Raw genomic sequence first — 20,745 nt, forward strand, 5'->3', positions numbered from 1 at the left:
TAACGAACCCGACGGCGCGCAAAGTAACGCACTCAGTGACGCACTCTGTGACGCGCCCAGTAACGCACTCCGTGACGTATTCCGTGACTGACTCAGCGACGCGTGGACCGCCCGTCGGCCCGAAGCCTGCTCGGCAACCCGCCCGCCAGCTGCCGGAACCCCAGCTCGGCGGCGCGCACCGCGTCGGCCTCGATCTCGTCGGCCGACTCCCCGCCCCGGATCCGCCGCACGTTCTCCTCGGCCAGAATCCGCTGCACCGCCACGATCTGTCCGGCGGCGAGCCGCGCCTCGACCGCCGCCCCGCCCAGCGCGTCGGCCAGCGCCCGCTCCGACCGCTCCTGATAGCCGTACAACCGCGCGACCAGGGACGGCGTCCCGTACAGCAGCCGCTGATACGCGAGCACCGCCGGGTGATCACACAGTCCCGTCACAGGATCGCGCTGCTCGAGACCCGCCAGAAAACGCCGCCGCAACGCCCCGAGCGGAGCCTCCCCCTGCGCCCGCCCCGCGACGGTCCGGGCCGCCTCGTCCTCGTGATCGGCGAACCGGTGCAGGACCAGGTCCTCCTTGGCCGCGAAGTACCGGAACAACGTCGGCTTGGACACCTCGGCCGCGGCGGCGACCTCCGCGACGGACACCCGGTCGTACCCCTTCTCCAGAAACAGCCGGACGGCGGTGTCGGAGAGGGTCTGACGGGTCCGCTGCTTCTTGCGTTCACGGAGGCCAGGAGCGGAATCGGGGACGGGACCGGGGACGGGATCGGAGGCGGGCGCGGGGTCGGGCTTGGTCATGGGGAGGAGGGTACGCAGACCCGGTGATGCGCGTCGGCCCGACCGGGGGGAGTTCCGGGTTCTCGATCCGGCGGGCGGCCGACGGGCAGCCACTTGTCCAGCGCGGCTGCCACCTCCCGGGCGGACGGAACGGCGCCGAGGCCCAGCGGGGCCGCCGCCCGCCGGAGAACGGAGTGCAGCTTCCGCGCCGTCGCCGCCAGAAGCACGTCCTGGCGTACGGCCGCCTCCGCCCGCGCCCCCGCCTCCCGCAGCGTGAGCGCCGACCTGATGACATCGGTGAACACCGACTGGGCCCGCTTGTAGTCGAGCAGCAGGGGAAGGTCCCGCTCGATACCCGCCACGGCACGCTTCTGGGCGCCCCGCATCGTCTCGCGCCACAGATCGGTGACCCTCCGCTGCTGCCGCTCCGGGTACCGCATCAGGTACAGATGCGTGGCCAGGTCGTAGAGGGGGTCGCCGAACATGGCCAGCTCCCAGTCGATCACCCACAGTTCGCCGGTGGGGTCGAGGATCAGGTTCTCCCGGTGCAGATCCGCGTGGAGCAGGCAGAAAGGGCGCTCGTGGACCCCTTTCACCCGCTCCCGCAGGTGCTTGAAGGCCATCTCGGTGACTCCGAGGTCTTCGAACAGCCCGCCGTACTCGTCGTGGTGGCACTGATAGACGTCCACCTCGGTGAACCGGATGAGCCGCTCCAGGAACTCGGCCGAGTCCCCGTCGTCCGGCCTGTCCTTCGGTTCGCACCTGCGTTTCAGAGCCAGCGTCCACGGCCGGATCGCCGCCAGCTCCCGGAAGACCTCCATGATCTGCTCGACCATGGCCCCCGGCACCGCCGTTCCGGCGCCGTGGCGCGAGCCCAGGGTCTCCCCTTCGACGAAGCGCTGCAGCCGAACGCCCTTGGCCTTGATGAGTTCCGGTACGCGGGTGACACGCCCGCGCAGGGAGCCGACGAGTTCCTCTTCCGATTCGAAGCACCGCCGGTCGAACCAGAAGAGGCCCTCCCGCGGCTCCCGGCACTTCCAGCGGATCCGCTCGGCGTTCGGGTCGGGGGCGGCCAGGGAGATGACGTAGGTCTCATGGTGATAGCCCTTGAGCGGGCCTTCGATCTCCGGCTCGCTCTCCGGCTCGCTCCAACTCAGCGCCCCGGCTCTGCGCCGGGCCTCCGAGGTCACTTCCCATGCCATCGCGGTTTCTTCCAACTGAACCTGTACCCGTGCCACATCGATGCTGGAGCACGCTACCCCCTGGCACCGGCCTCACAGGCACGAACACCTGCCCAGGCGTCGGGGACAGCTCTGACGAGGTGACGAATGGGCCGTGTGTGCGAGTGGTTCGCGGCCCCGTTCCCACGCTCTCCGTACGCAGCACTCGTCGCTCAGGCCTGATCCCTGGCCACGTGATCCCAGATGCCGTCGAACATCAGCTGCTCGGCCTTGACGAAGGCCGCCTCGTAGCCCCGGTTCTGCGCGTCGAAGACGAACATGGGCGTGTCGAACCCCTCCACGTCGCACAGCGGCACCGGGTTCGCGCCCTTGTACTCGTCGATCTCCCGCAGGAATCTTCCCGGAATGTAGTGGCCGACGAGCGCCTCCCGCCGGTTGAGGAGGTACGCCTTCCGGCTCGGCGTGCCGAGGGTGTAGCGGAAGTCGACCCGGGCGTCGATGCCGGTGCGGCGCAGACCCGCGATGTTGCTCGCGAGGACGGTGGTCTGGGCCTCCCGCTGGGCGCGGCTGCGCTCCTTGACCGCCGCGTCCAGCTGCTCGTCGTGGCCCCAGCCCTGGTCGGGCGAGGGGTAGTCGAAGTCCTGGTCGAGGCGGGGCAGCAGCACCCGCAGACGCACCGACTCCGGCCGCTCGTCACCCTCGTAGACCCGGCGCAGGGGCTCCCCCAGCGCCGTCATCAGCGTCTCCGCCGTCAGACAGGCCACATCCACCCGCACCCGCGGCTCCCCGAACGCCGCCACGAGCCGCGGTCCGAGAATGCTCCGGGCCGCGCGGGAGCCGCCGGCGTGCGGGGTGGTCGGCGCCGCCGCCACCACGGGCGGGCTGCCCTTGCTCACGTTGGTCAGCAGGCCGTCCGCCTGGAGGCGCTGCAGCGCGTGCCGGACCGCGCCGCGCTCCACACCGAACTCCTCGGAGAGCGCGGCCTGCGTGGGCAACCGGTCGCCCGCCTTGAGCAGACCGGCGCTGATGCGCTCCCGCAGGGCGCCGGCGATCTCGGCGGCAGTGGCCTTGGGGTTGGCCTTGGGGTTGGCCTTGGAGGTGGGGGGTTCTTTGTGGTTCACCGCGACGCTCTCCCGTCCCGCCATGCCAAGTTCCGTCAACCCTACGGCAGTTGGCTGCCAACTCCACCCGGCCTGCGCTCGGGAACTGAAGAGCCGCAGGTCAGGAGGGGGCCCGGAGGGCGGTCAGGATCAGCTCCAGGGAACCGATCACATGCTGTGCCCCGGCGTCCCGCAGCAGCCCCGCCTTGCGTTCATGACGCGCGTAGCCCAGGAAGGCGACGCCCGCGGCCTGCGCCGCGTAGAGGTCCGTGGGGGTGTCCCCGATCATGAGAGCGCCGCTCGGAGCCGCGCCCATGGCCCGCAGCGCGCGGTTGAGGCAGTACGGATCCGGTTTGAGGAGCCTGAGGTTCTGGCCGCGGCCGTAGATGTGCGGCTCGAAGCACGCGGAGAGGCCGCGGCTCTCGATGTAGCGCCGCGCCGCCTCGGGCGAGTTGTTGGTGGTGATGGCGAGCCGCGCGCCGACCGCGGTCCAGGTGCGGATCAGCGGGTCCGCGTACTCGGTGGGCCAGGCCGAGCGGACGGCCCGCAGCTCCTGCGCGGTGAGACGTTTCTCCATCTCGATGACGAGGTCGCTCTCCGGACGCTGGTTCCCGAGGCTGCGCAGCGCGATGTGCGGGTCCTCGTCGGTGCGCTCCGCCGGGGTCAGTGTCTCGCCCAGGCCCTGCGCGTCCAGCCAGTGGACCTGCTCGCGCGCGATCATCGGCGCCGGCCACCCCGCGAACAGCCGGCAGATCGGCCCGTCGAAGTCGAAGAGCACATGCCGTACTCCCCCGACCAGCTCGGCCAACCGGTCCGACTCGCTCAACTCCCGCTCAGTCACGCTCTCTTCGGCCACCGAATCGGTCTGCTTCGTCGCGTCTGAAGTCACTAGGAGAGTGTGAGGTCGGACGTGATGGTTTCCCAGAGGGCGGTGAACCACTTCTGCGACTCCTCCACGAACGCCCGGTCCCGGTGGCCCGCGCGCCTCTCGAAGGAGAACAGGAGGGCCTGGGACCCGGTGGCGGCGTACATCTCCAGCTTGGTGCCGCTGTCGATCTCCTCCTCGCGGCGCGTGACCATGTAGTACGAGAGGAGCGCCTCCGCGTCGTTGAGCAGGTAGAGCTTGACCGGGGGCGTGAACGGCAGGGCGCGGAAGGTGACCTGGACGTCGATGCCGTGGGAGGAGCGCAGGGAGCGGAGGTTGTGCCGCAGGACCTGGCCCTGTGCGTTGCGGGTGGAGAGCCACCGCTGGTGGACCGCCGCGTCGTCGGCCCGGTCGGTGCTGTCCGTGTCGTCGGGGACCGGGACCGGGAAGGCCAGGCTGATGTCGCGCCCCGGCAGCAGGATGCGTACGTCGATGGACTCGGGGCGCATCCGGCCCTCATGAATGAGGCGCAGCGGCTCGCCGAGGGCCAGCATCAGGGTCTCGGAGGTCATGCAGACGGCGTCGATGCGCACCTTGGGCGAGGTGAACGCCTCCACCAGGCGGGGGGCCAGCGCGACCATGGTGGGCTGTGGTTCGTCGCGGCCCGGGTTCGACGTGGCGATGCGCGGTGGGCTGCCCTTGCTTACGTTGCTCAACAGGCCGTCGGACTGCAGGAGTTGCAGGGCTTGGCGGACTGTGCCGCGCTCCACGCCGAACTCGTCGGCGAGTGTGGCCTGGGTGGGCAGCCGGTCGCCGGCCTTGAGCCGGCCGGCCCTGATCCGCTCCCTCAGGTCGTCGGCGATCTCCTGAGACGAGAGCCTTCTGCGGCCGTTCAACGTCGCGTCTGCCATGTCAGCCATGTCTGCCACGCTCTCCTGGGTCACAACCAAACGCTACAACTCCCGTTCATTTGGCGGCAGTTGTCGTTGGCTTGTTTATTTCTGGCGACCAAGTGGGGACAACCATAGTGCAGTTGGTGACCAACTTGGCGCAAGGTGGCCAAGGATGGCGACCCGGCGGACCAACCAGCACGGCCAGTACTGACCAGTTCCACCGACGCCACAGCCGCAGCCGTGGCCGATGCAGGAGGAAACGTCATGGCCTTCCTGAGCCTCCTCTCCGCGGTGTTCGTGATCACCCTGGAGCAGCTCGTCCAATGGCATTACGGGCCGGCCGGCATCGCCGGTCTGCTCCTGCTGACCATCGGCGCCAAGGCCAGAAACGCCACGTGCAGTTCCATCGGCGGCGTCCTGCTCGCGATCATGGTGGCCGGTCCGGCGCTGCACTGAGAACCGCGGGCGACAGCTTCCGCCGGGCCGTTACGAATTCAGGTTCAGGTCCGTACTGATCGTGTTCCAGAGGCTGTTGAACCAGAGGTGGGACTGCTCCACGAACGTCGTGTCGCGCAGCCCCGACCCGTGCTCGAACGCGAACAGCGTCTGCCGCAGGCCCTGCGCGTCGTAGACGTCCACCTGCTCGTGGTCGAGCTGCTCGCCGCGCCGGGTCAGCGTGTAGTAAGCGAACAGCGCCTGGGCGTTGTTGAGCAGGTACAGCTTGACCGGCGGCGTGAACGGCAGCGCGCGGAACGACACCTGTACGTCGATGCCGTGCGTGGCGCGCAGGGCCAGCAGGTTGTGCCGCAGCACCTGCCCCTGCGCGTTGCGCTGCTCCAGCCAGTTGCGCCGCAGCCTGCCGCCCGTCACGCCGTCCGCCCCCACCGCCGCGTCCGCCGGCGCGGGGAAGGCCAGGTCGATGTCCCGGCTGGGCAGCAGCACCCGCACCCGCACCGTGGCCGGTTTTATACGGCCCGCGTGGATGAGGCGAAGGGGCTCGCCCATGGCGAGCGTCAGCGAGACCGCTGTCAGACACAGAGCGTCGATCTCCACCTCCTGCCGCCGGAAGGCGGCCGAGACCTTCTGGGACAGCGCCACCATCGTCGGCTGCGGGGGCGCGCCCGGCCCGTCGAACGCGGCCCGCGTGTTCTCCACGACGGTGGCCGGGCTGCCCTTCGAGACGTTGGCCAGCAGGTGTTCGGACTGCAGAATGCCCAGCGCCTGACGTACGGCGGAGCGCTCCACCCCGAAGTCGTCCGCCAACTGCGCCTGCGTGGGCATGCGCTGGCCGGGACGAAGGAGCCCGGACCGAATCCGGGCGCGCAGCTCATCAGCCACTTCGCGGTACGTCCACTGCGCCCGCTGCGGCCGGCTCCGTCCATTGACGGCGGCATGCTCCCCGTTCACAGCCGAACACTACAACTTCCCGCCATCTTTGGGGAGTTGAGGAGAAGGTGGTTATGAGTCGCGTTAGCGGAGATAAGTATCTGTGAGTTGGTGACCAACTTGAGCGACATGGCGGACAACCTCGGGGGTTGGCGTCGGTCACACAGGTTGGTCTACGTCACCGAAATGTCGGATGAGTTGGTCACCGCTCGAACCCGAAGGAGGTACGTCCTCATGCCGGTCCTCGCCATCCTCATCGCCGCTCTCGCCATCGGATTCGAGCAGCTCGTCCAGTGGAAGTACGGCCCGATGGGCATTCTCGCCTTCGTCGTGCTCTCCATCGGACTCAAAGCCAAGAACACCATGCTCAGCGGCGTCGGGGCGGTCGTCCTCGTCATGCTGCTGGCCCAGAGCGGCTGACCGGGCTCTCCTCCGGAGGGGAGCCGGGAGCCCGGTCGGTCGAGCACCTCCTACGTACGTCCCGCGCCACGTACATGAGCACGCCGCGATCAGAAGATGTCGGGGCACCACGGCCGCCGCGGCGTACGCAACAGGGCGTCGGCAACGGCGGCGGCGCCCGCCTCCTCCTCCACCAACCGCCCCAGGGCGGCCAGCCGCACCGCGGACGCGTCGCCCAGCCAGAGCGCCCCCAACTCGCTTACGCCGACAGTGAGTTGGGGTGCGGCATCGCTCGGCTCACAGACCGCCCCCTCGGGTGCGGCCGCCAGCCGGAACCGCCCTCCGGCGAGCCCCGCCGGGTCCCGTACCTCCAGGACCAACTCCCCGCTCGCCGTGTACGACCGCGCCTCCAGGGCCCGTACGACATCCAGGATCCGCACCCACAGGAAGTCGGCCTGCGTCACGATGCGGGCGGCGCGCGGGTCGGGCAGCAGGTGCGGCACCAGGTCGTCGGTGGCGCGGCCGCCGGTCCTGACGGCCGTGACCCAGTCGACCGAGCAGACGTAGGTCCACAACGCCCGCTCGGCCGCCGGGGTGACCCCCGTCAGCCTCAGCACCTGCGCCGTGTTCCCCGGCATCTTGCGCTCGCTCCAGTGGCCGTCGAACCGGTACACGACCAGCCCCTCCACCTCGCCCCGCGCATTGCGGTACACGGCGTGGAAGGGCTCGGCCCAGGTGTCCTCGGGCGTCTGCCACAGGCCCGTCTCGTACTCCCACCAGAAATCGTCACGGGAGACGACACCGGCGACCCGGGCGCGCAGCCGCTCGTGCAGCTCGGGCCCGATCTTGCGCACCTCTTCGGCGTCGGCCAGGTCGATCCGGCCGCCGTCGTCCGGGCCCGACCACCGCGGGTCGAGACCGGCCCGCACCACGTCGATCTCCCACTCCGTACTGGTGGCGGCGGGCCCGAACCCGTACCGCCCGTAGATCCGGTACTCGGCGGCGATCAGCGTCGCCGCGACGTCCCCGCGCTCCTTCGCCTCGGCGAGGTCCGCGGCCATCATGCGGCTGAGCAGGCCGCGGCGGCGGTGCGTCGGGCTGACCGTGACGTTCGTGACGGCGTCGGTGGGGACCGTGGCGCCGCCGGGGACGCTGAGCTCCTGCGCGAAGGAACGGAAGGTGGCGACCTGCCGCATACCGTCGCCACCGCCCGCCGGGGCGAAGGCCGCCCGGGTGCGGGCGAGGTCGAAATGGGCGAGGCGCTTGGCAGCCGTCTCCGGCGACTCGGCCGGAGAGCGCAGAAACCCGGTATTGAGAGCACGGCACCACGCGGGCAGCTCGTCCTCGGTGATGGACCGTACGTCGATGTTTCCGGACCGTACGTCCATGTCTTCGGACCGTACGTCGATGTCTTCGGTGGCGCGGCTGGTCATGAACCCACGCTAGGCCTGGCGGCGGGGGTTGTCGCCCGGATTCTCGCCGGGTGCGGCCGCCCCCACCACCGGGGCCCGGTGTCAGCCGTTCAGCAGGTCGGCGACCTGTGCCTCGCCCTCCCGGTAGCGGCGCGCGATCTCCGCGCTGCAGTCGTCCGCCGTGCGCTGCAGGAGCTGCCGGCGCCGCGAGACCTGCCGCTCGTAGCGGACGAGGCGCCCCATGGCCGCGTGCAACTCACCGTCCGTACGGGCCGCCAGGTCCGAGAGCTCGACCTCGGAGAGCATCTCGGCGGCGAGGCGCCGGAACTCCTCGCTGTGCGGGGTGCCCAGCGTGACGTGCCGGGCCGACGACCGCTGCCGCGTCGGCTGGTCGCGCAGAATCTCCGAGAGCCGGTCCACGACGGGCGACTCCGGGTCACGGCGCCCGCCCAGCTCGGCCCGCAGGATGTCGATACGGCCCTGGAGCAGCCGGCGCACGTAACTCAGGTCCGCCTCGTCCTGCTGCGCGTCGCGGCGCACCCGGCGCAGCTCGGGCAGGCGCAGGCCCGACAGGTCGTGCTCGGGGACGGCCGGCAGCGCGGGGCCGCCGATGCGCTGCGCGGGCGGCCGGGCCATCGAAGCGACCCGGCCGGTGTGCGTCAGGGAGACAGGATCCCCGGGCCGGCCCGTACTCGATGTGTGGCTCATGGCGTGAGCATCCATGGTCTGCTTACCGTCCCCTCGGCCGGACTGACGCCGCGCGCCACCGGCGCACCACGTGTGAGCATGGTGCCACTCCTGGTGCCCGCTCTGTGCGCGAGTACCCCATATCCGCCCCGGATGGGGGGTTGATGGGGGGTTCGGGAACCGGCCGGGGAGCACGGCATGATGGCCGTATGCGAGCAGTGGTACAGCGAGTGGACGGCGCGAGCGTCGTCGTGGACGGCGACGTGGTCGGCGAGATCAAGGGCGAGGGCCTGTGCGTCCTCGTCGGGGTCACGCACGAGGACACCAAGGAGAAGGCGGCCCAACTGGCCCGCAAACTCTGGTCGGTGCGGATGCTCGCCGACGAGAAGTCGTGCAGCGACATCGCCGCGCCGCTGCTCGTGATCAGCCAGTTCACGCTCTACGGCGACGCCCGCAAGGGCCGCCGCCCCACGTGGAACGCGGCGGCGCCGGGTGACCTCGCCGAACCGCTGGTCGACGAGGTCGTGGCGCAGTTGCGGGCGCTCGGCGCGACCGTGGCGACGGGCCGGTTCGGGGCGCAGATGCGGGTGTCCCTGACGAACGACGGCCCGTTCACGGTGCTGCTGGAGATGTAGCCCCGGAATTTTCTGGCCCGGGCCTTACGGCTCGACGACCACTTCCTGTGCCGCCGCCGTGGTCTCCGCCATCAGCTCGGCGTCCAGCGGCACGTTCCGCTTCACCAGCGCGAGGGCGATCGGGCCGAGCTCGTGGTGGCGTACGGACGTCGTCACGAAGCCGATCTTCCGGCCGTCGGAACCATCCGCCGCGAGCCGCACCTCGGCGCCGTGCGGCGGCAGGTGCACCTCGCTGCCGTCCAGGTGCAGGAAGACGAGGCGGCGCGGCGGCTTGCCCAGGTTCTGCACGCGGGCGACGGTCTCCTGCCCGCGGTAGCAGCCCTTCTGCAGGTGGACGGCCGAGCCGAGCCAGCCCAGCTCGTGCGGAATGGTGCGGTGGTCGGTCTCGAAGCCGAGACGCGGCAGGTGCCGCTCGACCCGCAGCGCCTCGTAGGCGAGCAGCCCGACCGCCGGACCGTTCTCCTTCGCGTACGACTCCAGGTCGCCGCGCGGCAGGAAGAGGTCACGCCCGTACGCGGTCTCGCGCACGGTCACCCCGTCGGGCACCGGCGCGATGGACCCGGCGGGCAGGTGCACGACGCCGAACTCGCCGGTGGCGTCGGCGACTTCGACCCGGTAGAAGAACTTCATCGACTCCAGGTACGCGACGAGGGCGTCCTGCGTACCCGGCTCCACGTGCGCCCACGTCGTCGTACCGTCGTCGACGAGGTAGAGGGCGTGCTCGATGTGGCCGTTGGCGGAGAGGATCAGCGCCTCGGTCGACTGCCCCGGGGGCAGGTCGGTGACGTGCTGGGTCAGCAGCAGGTGCAGCCAGGCCAGACGGTCGTCGCCGGTGACCGTGAGCACGCCGCGGTGCGAGAGGTCGACGACGCCCGCACCGTCGGCGAGGGCACGCTGCTCGCGGAACAGGTCGCCGTAGTGCGCGGCGACGCCTTCGTCCACGCCCTCACCGGGGACGGCGCCGGGCAGGGTCAGCAGGGGGCTGCTCGTTGAATGTCGCTGCATGTTCACCCACACTACGACGAGCGGCCGGACCCGCTTATTCCTGCGCGGCCTCGTGTTCCTTCTCCTCGGTGCACTTCTCGCACCGGCCGAAGATCGCGAAGTGCTTCAGGTCGGTGTCGAAGCCGAACTGGGCACGCAGCTTGGCGGTGAACTCGGCCGCCACGTCGACATCGGCCTCGATCACGTTCGTACAGTCCCGGCAGACCATGTGGATGTGGTGGTGCCGGTCGGCCAGGTGGTACGTGGGCGCGCCGTGGCCCAGATGCGCGTGCGAGACGAGCCCGAGCTCCTCCAGGAGCTCAAGGGTCCGGTACACCGTGGAAATGTTGACCCCCGACGCGGTCCTGCGCACTTCGCACAGGATGTCGTCGGGGGTCGCGTGCTCCAGGGTGTCCACGGCCTCGAGAACAAGCTGGCGCTGCGGCGTCAGCCGGTAGCCGCGCTGCCGCAGATCGCTCTTCCAGTCGATTCCCTCGGTGCTCACCACACCGACGAGTCTACCGACCGGGCCCAGGGCCTACCGGAAGAAAGTTCCGGGCCTGCCTGAGGAAGCTCCGGGACTACTTGAAGAAGGCGATGCCGTCGTCGGGCATGTCCGGGAGGTTGCGCGCCATCTCGGCGACGTCCTCCGGGGAGACGACCTTCTTGAGCTGGGCCGACATGTAGGGGCGCAGCGGAACCTCGGGGGTCTGCTTCTCGCCGACCCACATGAGGTCGCCCTTCACGTAGCCGTACAGACGCTTGCCGCCGCTGTACGGGCCGGAGGCCGCGGTACGGGCGATCGCGTCGGTGGCCAGGTCGATCTGCGGCTTCTTGTCGGCCAGCTCGCCGTACCAGACCTCGACGACGCCGTCGTCACGGACCATGACGACCTCGACCTTGCGGTCTTTGTCGATCCGCCAGAATCCGGCCTCGGACTCCAGCGGCCTGACCTTGTTGCCGTCGCTGTCGAGGACCCAGCTGTGCGAGTGGAACTCGAGGAAGTCCCGCCCGTCGTGGGTGAAGGAGACCTCTTGGCCGAAATTGGCCTTCTCGGCGCCCGGGAAGTCGGTGACGCCGGCGCCCGCCCAGTCGCCCAGGAGGAACGCGAGCGGGACGAGATCGGGGTGCAGGTCGGACGGGATCTGGATCATGAGCGGTTCAGACGTCTCTCGGTGGACGGTCGGGACGGTCGTACGGGGGTCAGCGCTGGCCCTGGTACAGCTTCTTCACGGTCAGACCGGCGAAGGCGAGAACGCCGACGCAGACCAGGACAAGGAGAGCGGAGAAGAAGGCCTCAAGCACGGATGCTCCTCGGTGAGCGGTACTAAGCGGTACTGGCGGATCGATGCGGTTACAGAGCCGGGCCCCACTCTAGTCGGGTGGGGCCCGGTGCTCTCGGCGAGGTCCGCCGGTGGGGTCACACGTCTCAGCCGAGCAGCTGGTTCTGCAGGACGACCGTCTGCCGGAAGGGGATTTCGGCCACCCCGCCCCGGCCGGACTGCACGACGAGGGCGAGCACGTCACCGGACTGGATGTAGGCCTCGCGGACCTGCTCCTTGCCGTACGGCTTCTGCTCGTCGTAGACGTGCAGCGAGGTGAAGGGCACCTCGGTGCCCTCGCCCGTCCACTCGTAGTTCTCCTCCACGTCGGCGGCGTCGACGAGAGTGGCCCCGTTGTCGGAGACGGCGTTCTCGTGCTCGCGGGCGAACGCGGCGGTGTCGAACCGCAGCAGGTAGACACGGGTTCGGGTGCCGTCGGGCATGGTCCAGCCGCGGGCGGTGACCTGCCGCAGTCCCCCCTCCTTGGCGGACAGGCCCAGGTCGGAGCGGCCGTCCTCGGCGTACGCCGCGAGATACGCGGAGGTGGACAGCCAGCCGTCCTGGCCGGCGAGCGCCTTGTCCTCCGTCGCGCCCTTCGGGGCGGGCAGCACCAGTTGGCGCAGGTCGGCGAAGTGCTCCTCGCGGGCGTTGCTGTCGGCGAACGCGGCCGGGGCGCCCGAGGGCAGCGGCGGCAGCGCGAGCGCCGGGTACTCCCAGCGGCCGTCCTCCTGCGTGGCCAGACCCGGCAGATCACCGCGGGTCTGCTGCGTGACGCCGTACGCGGCACCGGCGCCGACGGCCCCGAACACGACGACGGCGGCGGTCCAGCGCAGCACGGCCCGCAGCACCCGGCGGTCCCTCTTCACCGGTACGGGCGCGGGCACGGTCAGGGGCTGCGGCTGGAGCGCCGCGTCGGCCTGCTCCGGCACCTGGGTCACCTGGGTCATACGGATTCTCCCCGCGACGAGATGTGGTCGAGCTGCTGGGCGAGGAGCGTGGCGACGGCCCCGCTGTCGATGGACCTCGGGCCGTACGCGGTGACGGACACCAGCAGGTCGTCCTCGTACGCGCTGCACATCAGCAGATCGAGCTTGGTGTCCTTGTCCCGAGGCGCGCGGAAGCAGTCCGCGTTGCGGTGCCCCTTGATCTTCGGGCCCTTGGTGAAGACGCCCAGCGCACGCAGGAACTCGGACTGGAACGACTTCAGGTTCCGGCCGGCCTGGCGGTTCTGCATCTGGGCGAGCTGGACCTCGACGACGAGGTCGACGTCCTGCGCGGAGTAACTGCGCATCGCGAGCCCCTTGAGCCGGAGCTTGTCGATGGACCGGCGCTGGGCGTCGCGCTGGCGGGCCGGGAGATCATCGGCGCCCTTCTTGAGCCGGGCCACCGCCTCCTTGGCGCCGATCGCCTTGTCGTTGCCGAACTCGTCGATGTCGGGGCCCGGCATGTAGCGGTCGGGCATCGGGAGCAGCCGCGAGCGCAGGTCGGACTCCTTGGCGTCGCCGCCCGCGCTCTGCTTGTGCGCCTTCGGCCGGCCCCACACCTTCGTGGAGACCGTACGGTCGGCGTCCCGCACCTTCGTGACGGTGAAACCGGTACCGCCCGCGACGGCGAGGACGACAGTGCAGGCGACGACAACAGCGGGCCACCGCCGCCGACGACGGGCTGTCTGCTGGAACTCGGGCGTCGGCGGGAGCTGCGGCATCGGCGGGAGCTCGGGGGCCGCGGGGTCCGGTGCGTGGGTGGGCGGCTTGGGTGTCTGCGGAGTCTCAGGCGTCTGCGGAGTCTCGGACGTCTGCGGAGTCTCAGGCGTCTGCGGGGTCTCAGGCGTCTGCGGGGTCTCAGGCGTCTGCGGGGTCTCAGGCATCCGCGGGGTCTCGTCGCTCACAGGCGCTCCAGCTGCCGCTTGGCGAGGTCCATCGCGGTCTTCTTCGAGATCGGCTTGGTGTCGTAGAGCCAGATGTCCATGACGATGTCGCCGCGTGCGGCGAGCGCCCTGGCCTCGTACAGCGGCAGATAGCCGGCCTTGGTCTTCGGGTGGTCGAAGACGTAGACCCGGCCCATGGAACTGCCCGGGATGGGCTCACCGTCGTTGCCCGCCCAGCTGTCCAGCTGCATATAGCTCTGCTGGCCGCTGAGGAAGTCCCGGGAGCCCAGCTCCTCGGCGTCCCGGAACTGGATGAGGTGGGACTCGCCGGACGACTGCCCCTTCTTCCAGGCGGTCAGCGCGGCCCTTCGGAAGGACGAACCGGAGAGGTCGGTGAACATCTCGTCCGGCTCTTCGAAGTGGTTGGCGTAGCCGTACTGGTCCATCCAGCCCTGCACGGAGTCCGACTTCTGGGCGCCCGCGGGGCGCGGCACGAGCAGCTTGCGCAGGTCGCCGTCCGTCTTGACACGGTGGTCCCGGGCGACGGAGAGCGGCTCGACGGCCTTGCCGCCCTTGGCCTGCGACAGGGACTGCTGGGCGAGTGGCGGCAGCGGATCGGGGTCGCGGCCGGCCTGCACGACGTACCCCGTGCACACCCCGGCAACGACACCGAGCACGGCGGCGCAGGCGATGAGCAGGGTGGTGCGGCCCCGGCGGCGTGCCGGGCGGACTGTTTCGGGTGCCGCCTGTGATGCCTCGGGCATCCCGGGTATCAATTGTGGCGCCTCGGGCGACAGTTCCGGCGCCTCGGGCACCGACTGCGGCTCCACAGGCGGCGCCTCTGGCGCCGTTTGCGGAGTTTGTACGTGATCCAACGGGTCCCCCCACGGAACTCGACGCGCGAATTCCATATCCGCGCGCACAAGAGACCCATGAGGACCCGTGGTGGTTGCATGGAATCCGGTAACGAAAGCGCTTCGACCGGGTCGTCGCGGCGGTCGGATCGCCGAGCTCAGATCTCCGCCAGGTCGAGTCCCGCCAACTGGGCCCGGCTCGCCACCCCGAGTTTGGGGAACGCCCGGTACAGGTGGTAGCCGACCGTCTTCGGGCTGAGGAACAACCGCGCGCCGATCTCCTTGTTGGTCATGCCGGTCGCCGCGAGCCGCACGATCTGCAGTTCTTGCGGGGAGAGCGCGTCCAGCGCCGACGTCGCCTCGCCGGACGTCCCCGGATCGCCGGTGGCGCGCAGCTCGGCGCGGGCCCGCTCGGCCCAGGGCCTGCCGCCGAGCCGCTCGAACGCCTCTGCGGCGGACCGCAGATGAGCCCGGGCCTCCGTCTTGTGCCGTTCGCGGCGCAGCCGTTCGCCGAACAGAAGCCGGGTGCGGGCCGCTTCCCAGGGCCGTCCGCTGTCGGCGTGCAGCCGCACGGCGGCGGTGAACAGGGCGTGCGCGCGGCCCCAGTCGTCCTCCACGAGTGCGCGGCAGCGGTGCAGCACGGCGTCCGCCCAGACCTGACCGGCCGCCTCGGCCCAGGACGCGAAGCGGGCGAGCGGCTCCTGCGTCGGGTCGCCGGTGCGGGCAGCGGCCTCGATCCAGTCGGGCGCCGCGTACACGCTCTGGATCTGGCGGCGGGCCGGACCCGCCTGTGCCGAGGCGAGGCGCTGCAGGGCGCCCGCGGCGTCGCCACGCCCCAGGTCGGCGAGGGCGAGGGCCCAGCCGGCCCAGGCGAGGCTGTTGACGATGCCGGTGGAGTCGTAGTGATCGTGGCAGTGGGCGGCGCGGCGCCGGGCCTCGTCGAGGTCGCCGCGGACGGCCGCGAGCCAGGCGAGCATGCCGTGCAGGTAGCCGCCGCGGTGCGGTTGCCCGGTGTCCGCCGCCAGGCGCAGTCCCTCGGTGGCGGTGGCCGCCGACGCCCGGAACCGACCCAGGTACAACTCGCTTGCCGCCAGCGGGAGGTGGGCGAGCGGCAGCCAGCCCAGGTCTCCCTGGGCCCGGCACTGGTCCGCCACGTCGGCGGCGATCTCGCGGCCCGCCTCGAAGTCGCCGATCAGGCCCGCGACGAACGCCGCGTTGATGCGCAGGGCGCGCGGCGCCGTCACCTCGGCCCGGCCGTGCGCGACCAGCGGCCGCATCACCGGCACGGCCCGTGCGGGCCCCTGTTCCAAGAAGACGGCGGCGCCCTGCACCGCGGCGACGGCCGGGCCGAGCCCGTCGGCGGGCGTGCGGGCGAGCGCCGTGAGCCGGTCGGCGCAGCCGCGCAGCCGCTCGGGGTCACCGAGCTGCCAGGCGTTGCGGGCGGCGTCAACGAGCAGCATGCCGGCCTCCGGTCCACCGTCCAGCGTGTCCGCGCCCCGCACCAGCAGGTCATGCGCCTGGCCCGGCTCTCCCTCGTCGAACGCGGCGCGGGCCCGCAGTGCGTACAGCCGGGCCCGGGTGTGCGGCTCGCCGATGGCGGGCCCTGCCTCCCGGGTGAGGGCGCGGGCCCGCTCGGGCAGGCCCGCGTCGGCGGCGGCCTGCGCGGCGTCGACGAACCGGCGGGCCTTCAGCGCCGGGTCGGTGGTGAGGGCGGCGGCGCGGGCGAGGGCGGCGCTGGTGCCCGCGTGGCCGCCCTGGGCGTGGGCCCGGACCGCTGCCCGTGCCAGCGCCTCGGCGGTCTCGTCATCGGGCCCCGTCGCGGCCAGCGCCCGGTGCCAGGCCTGCCGGTCCGGGTCGCTGGTCAGCGCGTCGGCCAACTCGCTGTGCACTTGGACCAGTTCACCGTAGGCCGCGGTGTGCAGAATGGCGCTGCGCATCAGCGGGTGCCCGAACTCCAGGCGCCCCGTGACACCCCGAAGCCACACCAGGCGTGCCCGCTCGGCCTCCTGGAGCGGGGCACGCCCGGCCACCCTCTCGATCACGGCAAGGTCCCCGCTGCCCTCCGCCGCCGCGACGAGCAGAGCCCGGCGTGCGATGACCGACAGGCCGGTGACGCGCGCCGCGTACGCGTCTTCCAGGCGGCGCGGCAACGGCACCGGCGCCTCCTCCGAGGCCAGCTCGCCTATTCGTGCGGGCAGTTCGCGTAAGGCCAGCGGATTTCCCGCGCACTCGGCGACCACCCTGCCGCGGACCGCGCGGGGCAGATCCGGTGCGGACCGGTCCAGGAGCCGCCCGGCGCTCGCCCCGTCCAGTGCGGCCAAGCGCAGCGAGGGCAGCCCCGGCGGATTGAAGCCGTGTCCGAGCCGTGCGCCGAGAAGCAGTACGACCCCCTCGGCGGCGAGTCTGCGGGCCGCGAACAACAATGCCTGCGCGGAGGCGTGGTCGAGCCAATGGGCGTCGTCCACGACACACAACACCGGCCGTTCCGCGGCGAGTTCCGCGAGCAGCGACAGGGTGGCGAGACCGGTGAGCAGCCGGTCGTCACCTCCGTCCGCATGGAGGCCGAAGGCCCCGCGCAGCGCGTCCGCCTGCCGTACGGGCAGCGCCGCGATCCGGTCGAGCACCGGGCTCAGCAGCAGATGCAGCGAGGCGAACGGGATCTCCGCCTCCGTCTCGATACCGGTGGCCCGCACCACGCGCATGCCGTACGTACCCCGGGCGCGCTCGGCCGCATAGTCGAGGAGAGCCGTCTTGCCGATACCCGGGTCGCCCCGCATCACGAGCACCCCGCTGCGCCCGCCGACCGCGTCGCCGAGCAGCCCGTCGAGCCGCTCTTGTTCCACGCCGCGCCCGTACAACTCCCCGCCCCCACTGCTCATGCGGCAGATCCTAGGCACATGTCCGATACCCGTGCCGGGCCCGGCGCACGAAGCTCTCGGGCATGGAAACCTCAGCGGGCGCGTCCGTCGTCCTCGACCACGTCACGCACCGCCATCCCGGCGGTGACATCCCGGTGACCGCGCTCGACGACGTGTCGGTCACCTTCGGACACGGCACGTTCACCGCCGTCATGGGCCCGTCCGGGTCCGGCAAGACGACGCTGTTGCAGTGCGCGGCCGGACTCGAACGCCCGGCGACCGGACGGGTGTTGGTAGCGGGGCATGATCTGGCACGGCTCAGCGAGCGCAGGCGCACACTGCTGCGCCGCGACCGCATCGGGTTCGTCTTCCAGTCCTTCAACCTGCTGCCGTCGCTGACCGCCGCGCAGAACGTCGCGCTGCCGCTACGGCTCGCGGGCCGCCGCCCCGACGCGGTCCTGGTCCGCCAGGGCCTGGCCGCCGTAGGCCTCGCAGACCGGGCGGGGCACCGGCCGTCCCAGCTCTCGGGCGGTCAGCAACAACGCGTGGCCCTGGCCCGCGCCCTGGTGACCCGGCCCGCCGTGCTGTTCGCGGACGAGCCGACCGGCGCGCTCGACGCCTCGACGAGCCGGGAGATCCTCCGGTTGATGCGCACCCTCGTCGACCGGTACGCCCAGACCCTCGTCATGGTCACGCACGATCCGCTCGCGGCGGCCTGCGCCGACCGGGTCCTGTTCCTTGCGGACGGCCGTCTGAGCGGAGAAATCACGGACCCGACCCCGGACACGGTGACGGCCCGCATGCTGCACCTGGAGGCGGCATGCTGACTCTCGCCCTGAGCACCCTCCGTACCCGCTGGGCCTCGCTCGCCGGCTGCTTCGTCGCGCTAGCCCTCGGTACGTTCCTGATGGCCGCGGCGGGACAGGTACTCGCGTCCACGATCACCTCGCCCGAACGCGGGCCGATGCGGTACGCCGCCGCACCGACCGTCGTCCTGCCCGACGCCGAACTCACCGTCCGCGCCGCGCACGTCGGCAGAGCCCACGCCCCGCTCGCCGAACCGCGCTCACTACCCGCCTCCCTCACCGCCCGGCTGCCCGGCGCGGTCGTCGACCGGATCATCCCGGGACGGCTCGCGTCCGGCGCCTCCCTGACCGGCCGGCCCTGGCCGGCCCACCGCGCGGCGCCGCAGAACCTGATGTCGGGCCGCGCGCCGCGCACCGCCACCGAAGTCGCCCTCAGCGCTCCTGCGGCCCGCATCGGCGAGCGCGTCACCGTCGTGACGGCGGTGGGCCCGGCCACGTACGAGGTCGTCGGCATCACCGCGTCCGGCCCCGAGCCGACCGTCTTCTACACGAACACCCGCGCGGCACAACTGTCCCCGCGCATCGACGCGTTGGCGGTCTGGCAGCCGCCGAAGCAGGTGCGGGAAGCCGTCCGCGGCACGGACCTGCGCGTCCTCAGTGGCGCGGACCGGGCCGAACCCGACCCGGCGCGGGCCGTCGACGCGAAGGCCCGCAACGACGCCAACACGGTCGTCGGCATCGCCGGTGGCTTCGCCACGTTCGTCAGCGTCTTCGTGGTGTCGTCGACGTTCGCGTACGCCACCGCGCGGCGCCGCCGGGAGTTCGCGCTGCTCGCCACGGTCGGCGCCACCGGCCGCCAACTGCGCCGCATGGTGCGGGCCGAGGCATGGCTGCTCGCGCTCGGCGCGTCCGGGCTCGGCGCGGTGCTCGGCCCCCTGGCCGCACCGCTGCTCCTCGACCGGCTGATCGCGCTCGGCCTCGCCCCCGACTGGACGGTGGGCAGCGGCTCGCCCGTGCCGTCCCTGATCGCCTTCCCGGTCGGGCTCGTCGTCGCACTCACTGGGGCCGCGGCCCCGGCGCTGCGGGCCGGCCGCACGGGTCCCGCCGAGGCGCTGCGCGAGGCGGCGGTCGAGAGCCGGGCGATGACGCCGCTGCGCTGGGCCCTGGGTCTCGGCTGCCTGGCCACCGCCCTGATCTGCATGGCGGTGAACGCCCTCACCGACCCCGCCTCCGCCACCCACAACAAGACGGCGATGCCGCTGGTCATGCTGCTGCTCGCCGCGGCGGCGCTACTCGCCCCCGCCGTCACCGCCCCCGTCGCCCGCCTCCTCGCCGCACCCCTGTCCAGGCTGCCCGGCGCGGCCGGCGAGGTCGCCGCGTCCACCGTGCTCGCGTCGGCCCGCCAGACCGCGGCGACGGCGGCGCCGGTCCTCGTCACGATCGGTCTGACGGCGGCGCTGCTCGGCGGGGCGGCGACGGGCGACGCCGCGAAGGAGGAGCTGCGCACACTCCCCGTGCGCGCGGAATTCGTCGTCGCGGCGCGCGGCGACGGGGGCCTCGATCGCGACCTGGTCGCCCGGCTGCGGGCCCTTCCTGGCGTGGACGTGGCGGCACCGGCGTCCACCAGCCTTTACACCCTGGAGGGTGAGACGGCGCTGATCCGGCGCCCGGTGGAGGCGGTCGACCCGAAGGCCCTGGACGCCGCGGTCGACGTCCCCCTGTCGGCCGGCTCCCTGTCGTCCCTCACGTCCGACTCCATCGTGGTGGCGCCCACCTGGGAGCGGGGGCTCGGCGACACGGTCCCGGTGTGGCGCGCTGACGGCAGCCGTACCGCGCTGAAAGTGGTCGGCCTGCTCGCCGACGGCGCCCAGGCCGACGCCTACGTCACCCCTGGCCAGGCCTTCTCCGCCCGCCCGGCCCTCGCGTACGTGAAACTGCGCCGCGGGACCTCGCCCGGCGCGGTGCGCACGGCGCTGGCGAAGGCCACCGCGGGCCACGGCGCGGTGGCCGTGACGAAGGCCAAGTGGATCGCGCGGACGAGCGCGGAGCCCCGCTCGGCGAGCCGCACCGGCCTCCTCGCAGTCCTCGCGATCATCCTCGCGTACACAGTGTTGTCCCTGGTCAACACTTTGCTGATGGCGGCGGCCGACCGCGCTCCCGAACGCCGCGCGCTGGCCCTGCTCGGGGCGCGGCGCCGCCAGGTCACCGCGTTCGTGGCGGCCGAGGCCCTGCTCGTGGTGGCCATCGGCACGCTGCTCGGGGCAGGCGCGGCGGCCCTGAGCCTGGCCGGCCAGTGGTGGTCGGTGCTACGGCTTGTGGGTCCGACGGCGCCGCACATCCCGTGGGTGGAGGCGGGCGCGGCGACGACCGTGTGCGCGCTGCTCGCGGTGGGAGCGGCCACGCTTCCCGCGGTGCTGTCCCGCCGCCCGGGTGCTTAGCTCCGGATCACTGGCGGCGGCGCTTCTTGCCGTCCAGTTCGTCCCACCACTCGTCGGAACGCGCGTCGCCCGACGGATCGTCCCACCAGCGGTCGTCGGGGCCGCGCCGGTTCGCGGTGATGGCGGCGACCGGGGGGATCACCATGGCGACCACGCACATGGCGACGGCGGCGGGCACGGACCAGAGGCGCACGACGCCCCAGGCCAGGACGAAGAGGCCGATGCACAGGCCCATCATGGCGAAGTACAGATGCTTCCGCCGCGCCAACATGAGTCCAGCGTAAGCCC

Annotated in this window: 21 protein-coding genes; 5 read left to right on the forward strand and 16 right to left on the reverse strand. The window is 71.8% G+C overall.

Annotation, left to right across the window (positions count from 1 at the left end):
- Positions 1 to 92: 92 nt before the first annotated feature.
- The 5 genes from ACIREE_RS37060 to ACIREE_RS37080 form a co-directional block, all read right to left on the reverse strand.
- Entirely contained in the window at positions 93 to 791 is a 699-nt protein-coding gene (locus ACIREE_RS37060; protein WP_404162619.1) for a TetR/AcrR family transcriptional regulator, read from the reverse strand.
- The gene (locus tag ACIREE_RS37065; RefSeq protein WP_404162622.1) at positions 788 to 1,972 is read right to left on the reverse strand and encodes a phosphotransferase; all 1,185 of its coding nucleotides are present in this window, start codon (positions 1,970 to 1,972) and stop codon (positions 788 to 790) included. Before ACIREE_RS37065 ends, ACIREE_RS37060 begins: the two co-directional genes overlap by 4 nt.
- Before the next feature lie 191 nt (positions 1,973 to 2,163).
- A complete protein-coding gene (locus ACIREE_RS37070; protein WP_404162624.1) occupies positions 2,164 to 3,096 on the reverse strand; it encodes a winged helix-turn-helix domain-containing protein in 933 nt (310 codons plus the stop codon).
- Between the two features lie 76 nt (positions 3,097 to 3,172).
- Positions 3,173 to 3,940, reverse strand: a complete 768-nt coding sequence (locus ACIREE_RS37075) for an HAD family hydrolase (RefSeq protein WP_404162626.1) — start codon at positions 3,938 to 3,940, stop codon at positions 3,173 to 3,175.
- Positions 3,940 to 4,866 (reverse strand): GntR family transcriptional regulator, encoded by a 927-nt coding sequence (locus ACIREE_RS37080; protein WP_404162629.1) that lies wholly within the window; start codon positions 4,864 to 4,866, stop codon positions 3,940 to 3,942. The genes ACIREE_RS37075 and ACIREE_RS37080 overlap by 1 nt, the downstream gene beginning before the upstream one ends.
- Before the next feature lie 207 nt (positions 4,867 to 5,073).
- Between ACIREE_RS37080 and ACIREE_RS37085 the strand changes: the two genes are divergently transcribed.
- Positions 5,074 to 5,265: a hypothetical protein gene (locus ACIREE_RS37085; protein ID WP_404162632.1), complete on the forward strand. Its 192-nt coding sequence runs from the start codon at positions 5,074 to 5,076 to the stop codon at positions 5,263 to 5,265.
- 30 nt (positions 5,266 to 5,295) lie between these two features.
- On the opposite strand, the gene ACIREE_RS37090 is transcribed toward ACIREE_RS37085, so the two are convergent.
- Positions 5,296 to 6,216 carry a winged helix-turn-helix domain-containing protein gene (locus ACIREE_RS37090; protein WP_404162633.1) on the reverse strand — a complete coding sequence of 307 codons (921 nt, stop codon included), beginning with the start codon at positions 6,214 to 6,216 and terminating at the stop codon, positions 5,296 to 5,298.
- A gap of 213 nt (positions 6,217 to 6,429) precedes the next feature.
- On the opposite strand from ACIREE_RS37090, the gene ACIREE_RS37095 reads away from it, so the two are divergent.
- A complete protein-coding gene (locus ACIREE_RS37095; protein ID WP_404162636.1) occupies positions 6,430 to 6,615 on the forward strand; it encodes a hypothetical protein in 186 nt (61 codons plus the stop codon).
- Positions 6,616 to 6,704: 89 nt separating this feature from the next.
- On the opposite strand, the gene ACIREE_RS37100 is transcribed toward ACIREE_RS37095, so the two are convergent.
- Positions 6,705 to 7,982, reverse strand: coding sequence for a GNAT family N-acetyltransferase (locus tag ACIREE_RS37100; RefSeq protein WP_404162814.1), 1,278 nt, complete (start codon positions 7,980 to 7,982; stop codon positions 6,705 to 6,707).
- Between the two features lie 126 nt (positions 7,983 to 8,108).
- Positions 8,109 to 8,714 (reverse strand): ABC transporter substrate-binding protein, encoded by a 606-nt coding sequence (locus ACIREE_RS37105; protein ID WP_404162638.1) that lies wholly within the window; start codon positions 8,712 to 8,714, stop codon positions 8,109 to 8,111.
- Positions 8,715 to 8,902: 188 nt separating this feature from the next.
- Here ACIREE_RS37105 and dtd point away from each other — a divergent pair, with 188 nt between their 5' ends.
- The gene (gene dtd / locus ACIREE_RS37110) at positions 8,903 to 9,328 is read left to right on the forward strand and encodes a D-aminoacyl-tRNA deacylase (RefSeq protein ID WP_404162640.1); all 426 of its coding nucleotides are present in this window, start codon (positions 8,903 to 8,905) and stop codon (positions 9,326 to 9,328) included.
- 24 nt (positions 9,329 to 9,352) lie between these two features.
- Here dtd and ACIREE_RS37115 read toward each other — a convergent pair whose 3' ends face one another.
- The 7 genes from ACIREE_RS37115 to ACIREE_RS37145 all read right to left on the reverse strand — a co-directional run bounded on the left by ACIREE_RS37115 (position 9,353) and on the right by ACIREE_RS37145 (position 17,234).
- Positions 9,353 to 10,333 (reverse strand): YgfZ/GcvT domain-containing protein, encoded by a 981-nt coding sequence (locus ACIREE_RS37115; protein WP_404162643.1) that lies wholly within the window; start codon positions 10,331 to 10,333, stop codon positions 9,353 to 9,355.
- Between the two features lie 34 nt (positions 10,334 to 10,367).
- The gene (locus ACIREE_RS37120; RefSeq protein WP_404162646.1) at positions 10,368 to 10,820 is read right to left on the reverse strand and encodes a Fur family transcriptional regulator; all 453 of its coding nucleotides are present in this window, start codon (positions 10,818 to 10,820) and stop codon (positions 10,368 to 10,370) included.
- Between the two features lie 73 nt (positions 10,821 to 10,893).
- Positions 10,894 to 11,466 carry an FABP family protein gene (locus ACIREE_RS37125; RefSeq protein WP_404162649.1) on the reverse strand — a complete coding sequence of 191 codons (573 nt, stop codon included), beginning with the start codon at positions 11,464 to 11,466 and terminating at the stop codon, positions 10,894 to 10,896.
- Positions 11,467 to 11,741: 275 nt separating this feature from the next.
- The gene (locus ACIREE_RS37130) at positions 11,742 to 12,581 is read right to left on the reverse strand and encodes a hypothetical protein (RefSeq protein WP_404162651.1); all 840 of its coding nucleotides are present in this window, start codon (positions 12,579 to 12,581) and stop codon (positions 11,742 to 11,744) included.
- Positions 12,578 to 13,339, reverse strand: a complete 762-nt coding sequence (locus ACIREE_RS37135; RefSeq protein WP_404162654.1) for a hypothetical protein — start codon at positions 13,337 to 13,339, stop codon at positions 12,578 to 12,580. The genes ACIREE_RS37130 and ACIREE_RS37135 overlap by 4 nt, the downstream gene beginning before the upstream one ends.
- 179 nt (positions 13,340 to 13,518) lie before the next feature.
- On the reverse strand, positions 13,519 to 14,265 hold the full coding sequence (locus ACIREE_RS37140) for a hypothetical protein (RefSeq protein ID WP_404162657.1): 747 nt from the start codon (positions 14,263 to 14,265) through the stop codon (positions 13,519 to 13,521).
- A gap of 248 nt (positions 14,266 to 14,513) precedes the next feature.
- A complete protein-coding gene (locus tag ACIREE_RS37145) occupies positions 14,514 to 17,234 on the reverse strand; it encodes an AAA family ATPase (protein ID WP_404162660.1) in 2,721 nt (906 codons plus the stop codon).
- 62 nt (positions 17,235 to 17,296) lie between these two features.
- Here ACIREE_RS37145 and ACIREE_RS37150 point away from each other — a divergent pair, with 62 nt between their 5' ends.
- Both ACIREE_RS37150 and ACIREE_RS37155 read left to right on the forward strand, forming a co-directional pair.
- Positions 17,297 to 18,040 (forward strand): ABC transporter ATP-binding protein, encoded by a 744-nt coding sequence (locus tag ACIREE_RS37150; protein WP_404162663.1) that lies wholly within the window; start codon positions 17,297 to 17,299, stop codon positions 18,038 to 18,040.
- Positions 18,034 to 20,457: an FtsX-like permease family protein gene (locus ACIREE_RS37155; protein ID WP_404162666.1), complete on the forward strand. Its 2,424-nt coding sequence runs from the start codon at positions 18,034 to 18,036 to the stop codon at positions 20,455 to 20,457. Before ACIREE_RS37150 ends, ACIREE_RS37155 begins: the two co-directional genes overlap by 7 nt.
- Before the next feature lie 7 nt (positions 20,458 to 20,464).
- Here the strand turns inward: ACIREE_RS37155 and ACIREE_RS37160 are convergent, their stop codons facing one another.
- Complete coding sequence (locus ACIREE_RS37160; RefSeq protein WP_404162668.1) at positions 20,465 to 20,728, reverse strand: DUF3099 domain-containing protein; 264 nt, start codon at positions 20,726 to 20,728, stop codon at positions 20,465 to 20,467.
- Between the last annotated feature and the right edge of the window lie 17 nt (positions 20,729 to 20,745).

Origin of the sequence: Streptomyces sp. NPDC102467 (assembly GCF_044765445.1) — a bacterium.
Lineage (GTDB): Bacteria > Actinomycetota > Actinomycetes > Streptomycetales > Streptomycetaceae > Streptomyces.

What these genes read in the sequence shown, in the direction of transcription:
- ACIREE_RS37145 (WP_404162660.1), bottom strand. Translation starts at nt 17,234, where the DNA reads ATGAGCAGTGGGGGCGGGGAGTTGTACGGGCGCGGCGTGGAACAAGAG.
- ACIREE_RS37065 (WP_404162622.1), bottom strand. Translation starts at nt 1,972, where the DNA reads ATGGCATGGGAAGTGACCTCGGAGGCCCGGCGCAGAGCCGGGGCGCTG.
- ACIREE_RS37155 (WP_404162666.1), top strand. Translation starts at nt 18,034, where the DNA reads ATGCTGACTCTCGCCCTGAGCACCCTCCGTACCCGCTGGGCCTCGCTC.
- ACIREE_RS37135 (WP_404162654.1), bottom strand. Translation starts at nt 13,339, where the DNA reads ATGCCGCAGCTCCCGCCGACGCCCGAGTTCCAGCAGACAGCCCGTCGT.
- ACIREE_RS37060 (WP_404162619.1), bottom strand. Translation starts at nt 791, where the DNA reads ATGACCAAGCCCGACCCCGCGCCCGCCTCCGATCCCGTCCCCGGTCCC.
- ACIREE_RS37070 (WP_404162624.1), bottom strand. Translation starts at nt 3,096, where the DNA reads ATGGCGGGACGGGAGAGCGTCGCGGTGAACCACAAAGAACCCCCCACC.
- ACIREE_RS37095 (WP_404162636.1), top strand. Translation starts at nt 6,430, where the DNA reads ATGCCGGTCCTCGCCATCCTCATCGCCGCTCTCGCCATCGGATTCGAG.
- ACIREE_RS37105 (WP_404162638.1), bottom strand. Translation starts at nt 8,714, where the DNA reads ATGAGCCACACATCGAGTACGGGCCGGCCCGGGGATCCTGTCTCCCTG.
- ACIREE_RS37085 (WP_404162632.1), top strand. Translation starts at nt 5,074, where the DNA reads ATGGCCTTCCTGAGCCTCCTCTCCGCGGTGTTCGTGATCACCCTGGAG.
- ACIREE_RS37150 (WP_404162663.1), top strand. Translation starts at nt 17,297, where the DNA reads ATGGAAACCTCAGCGGGCGCGTCCGTCGTCCTCGACCACGTCACGCAC.
- ACIREE_RS37130 (WP_404162651.1), bottom strand. Translation starts at nt 12,581, where the DNA reads ATGACCCAGGTGACCCAGGTGCCGGAGCAGGCCGACGCGGCGCTCCAG.
- ACIREE_RS37160 (WP_404162668.1), bottom strand. Translation starts at nt 20,728, where the DNA reads ATGTTGGCGCGGCGGAAGCATCTGTACTTCGCCATGATGGGCCTGTGC.
- dtd (WP_404162640.1), top strand. Translation starts at nt 8,903, where the DNA reads ATGCGAGCAGTGGTACAGCGAGTGGACGGCGCGAGCGTCGTCGTGGAC.
- ACIREE_RS37115 (WP_404162643.1), bottom strand. Translation starts at nt 10,333, where the DNA reads ATGCAGCGACATTCAACGAGCAGCCCCCTGCTGACCCTGCCCGGCGCC.
- ACIREE_RS37100 (WP_404162814.1), bottom strand. Translation starts at nt 7,982, where the DNA reads ATGGACGTACGGTCCGGAAACATCGACGTACGGTCCATCACCGAGGAC.
- ACIREE_RS37125 (WP_404162649.1), bottom strand. Translation starts at nt 11,466, where the DNA reads ATGATCCAGATCCCGTCCGACCTGCACCCCGATCTCGTCCCGCTCGCG.
- ACIREE_RS37140 (WP_404162657.1), bottom strand. Translation starts at nt 14,265, where the DNA reads ATGCCCGAGGCATCACAGGCGGCACCCGAAACAGTCCGCCCGGCACGC.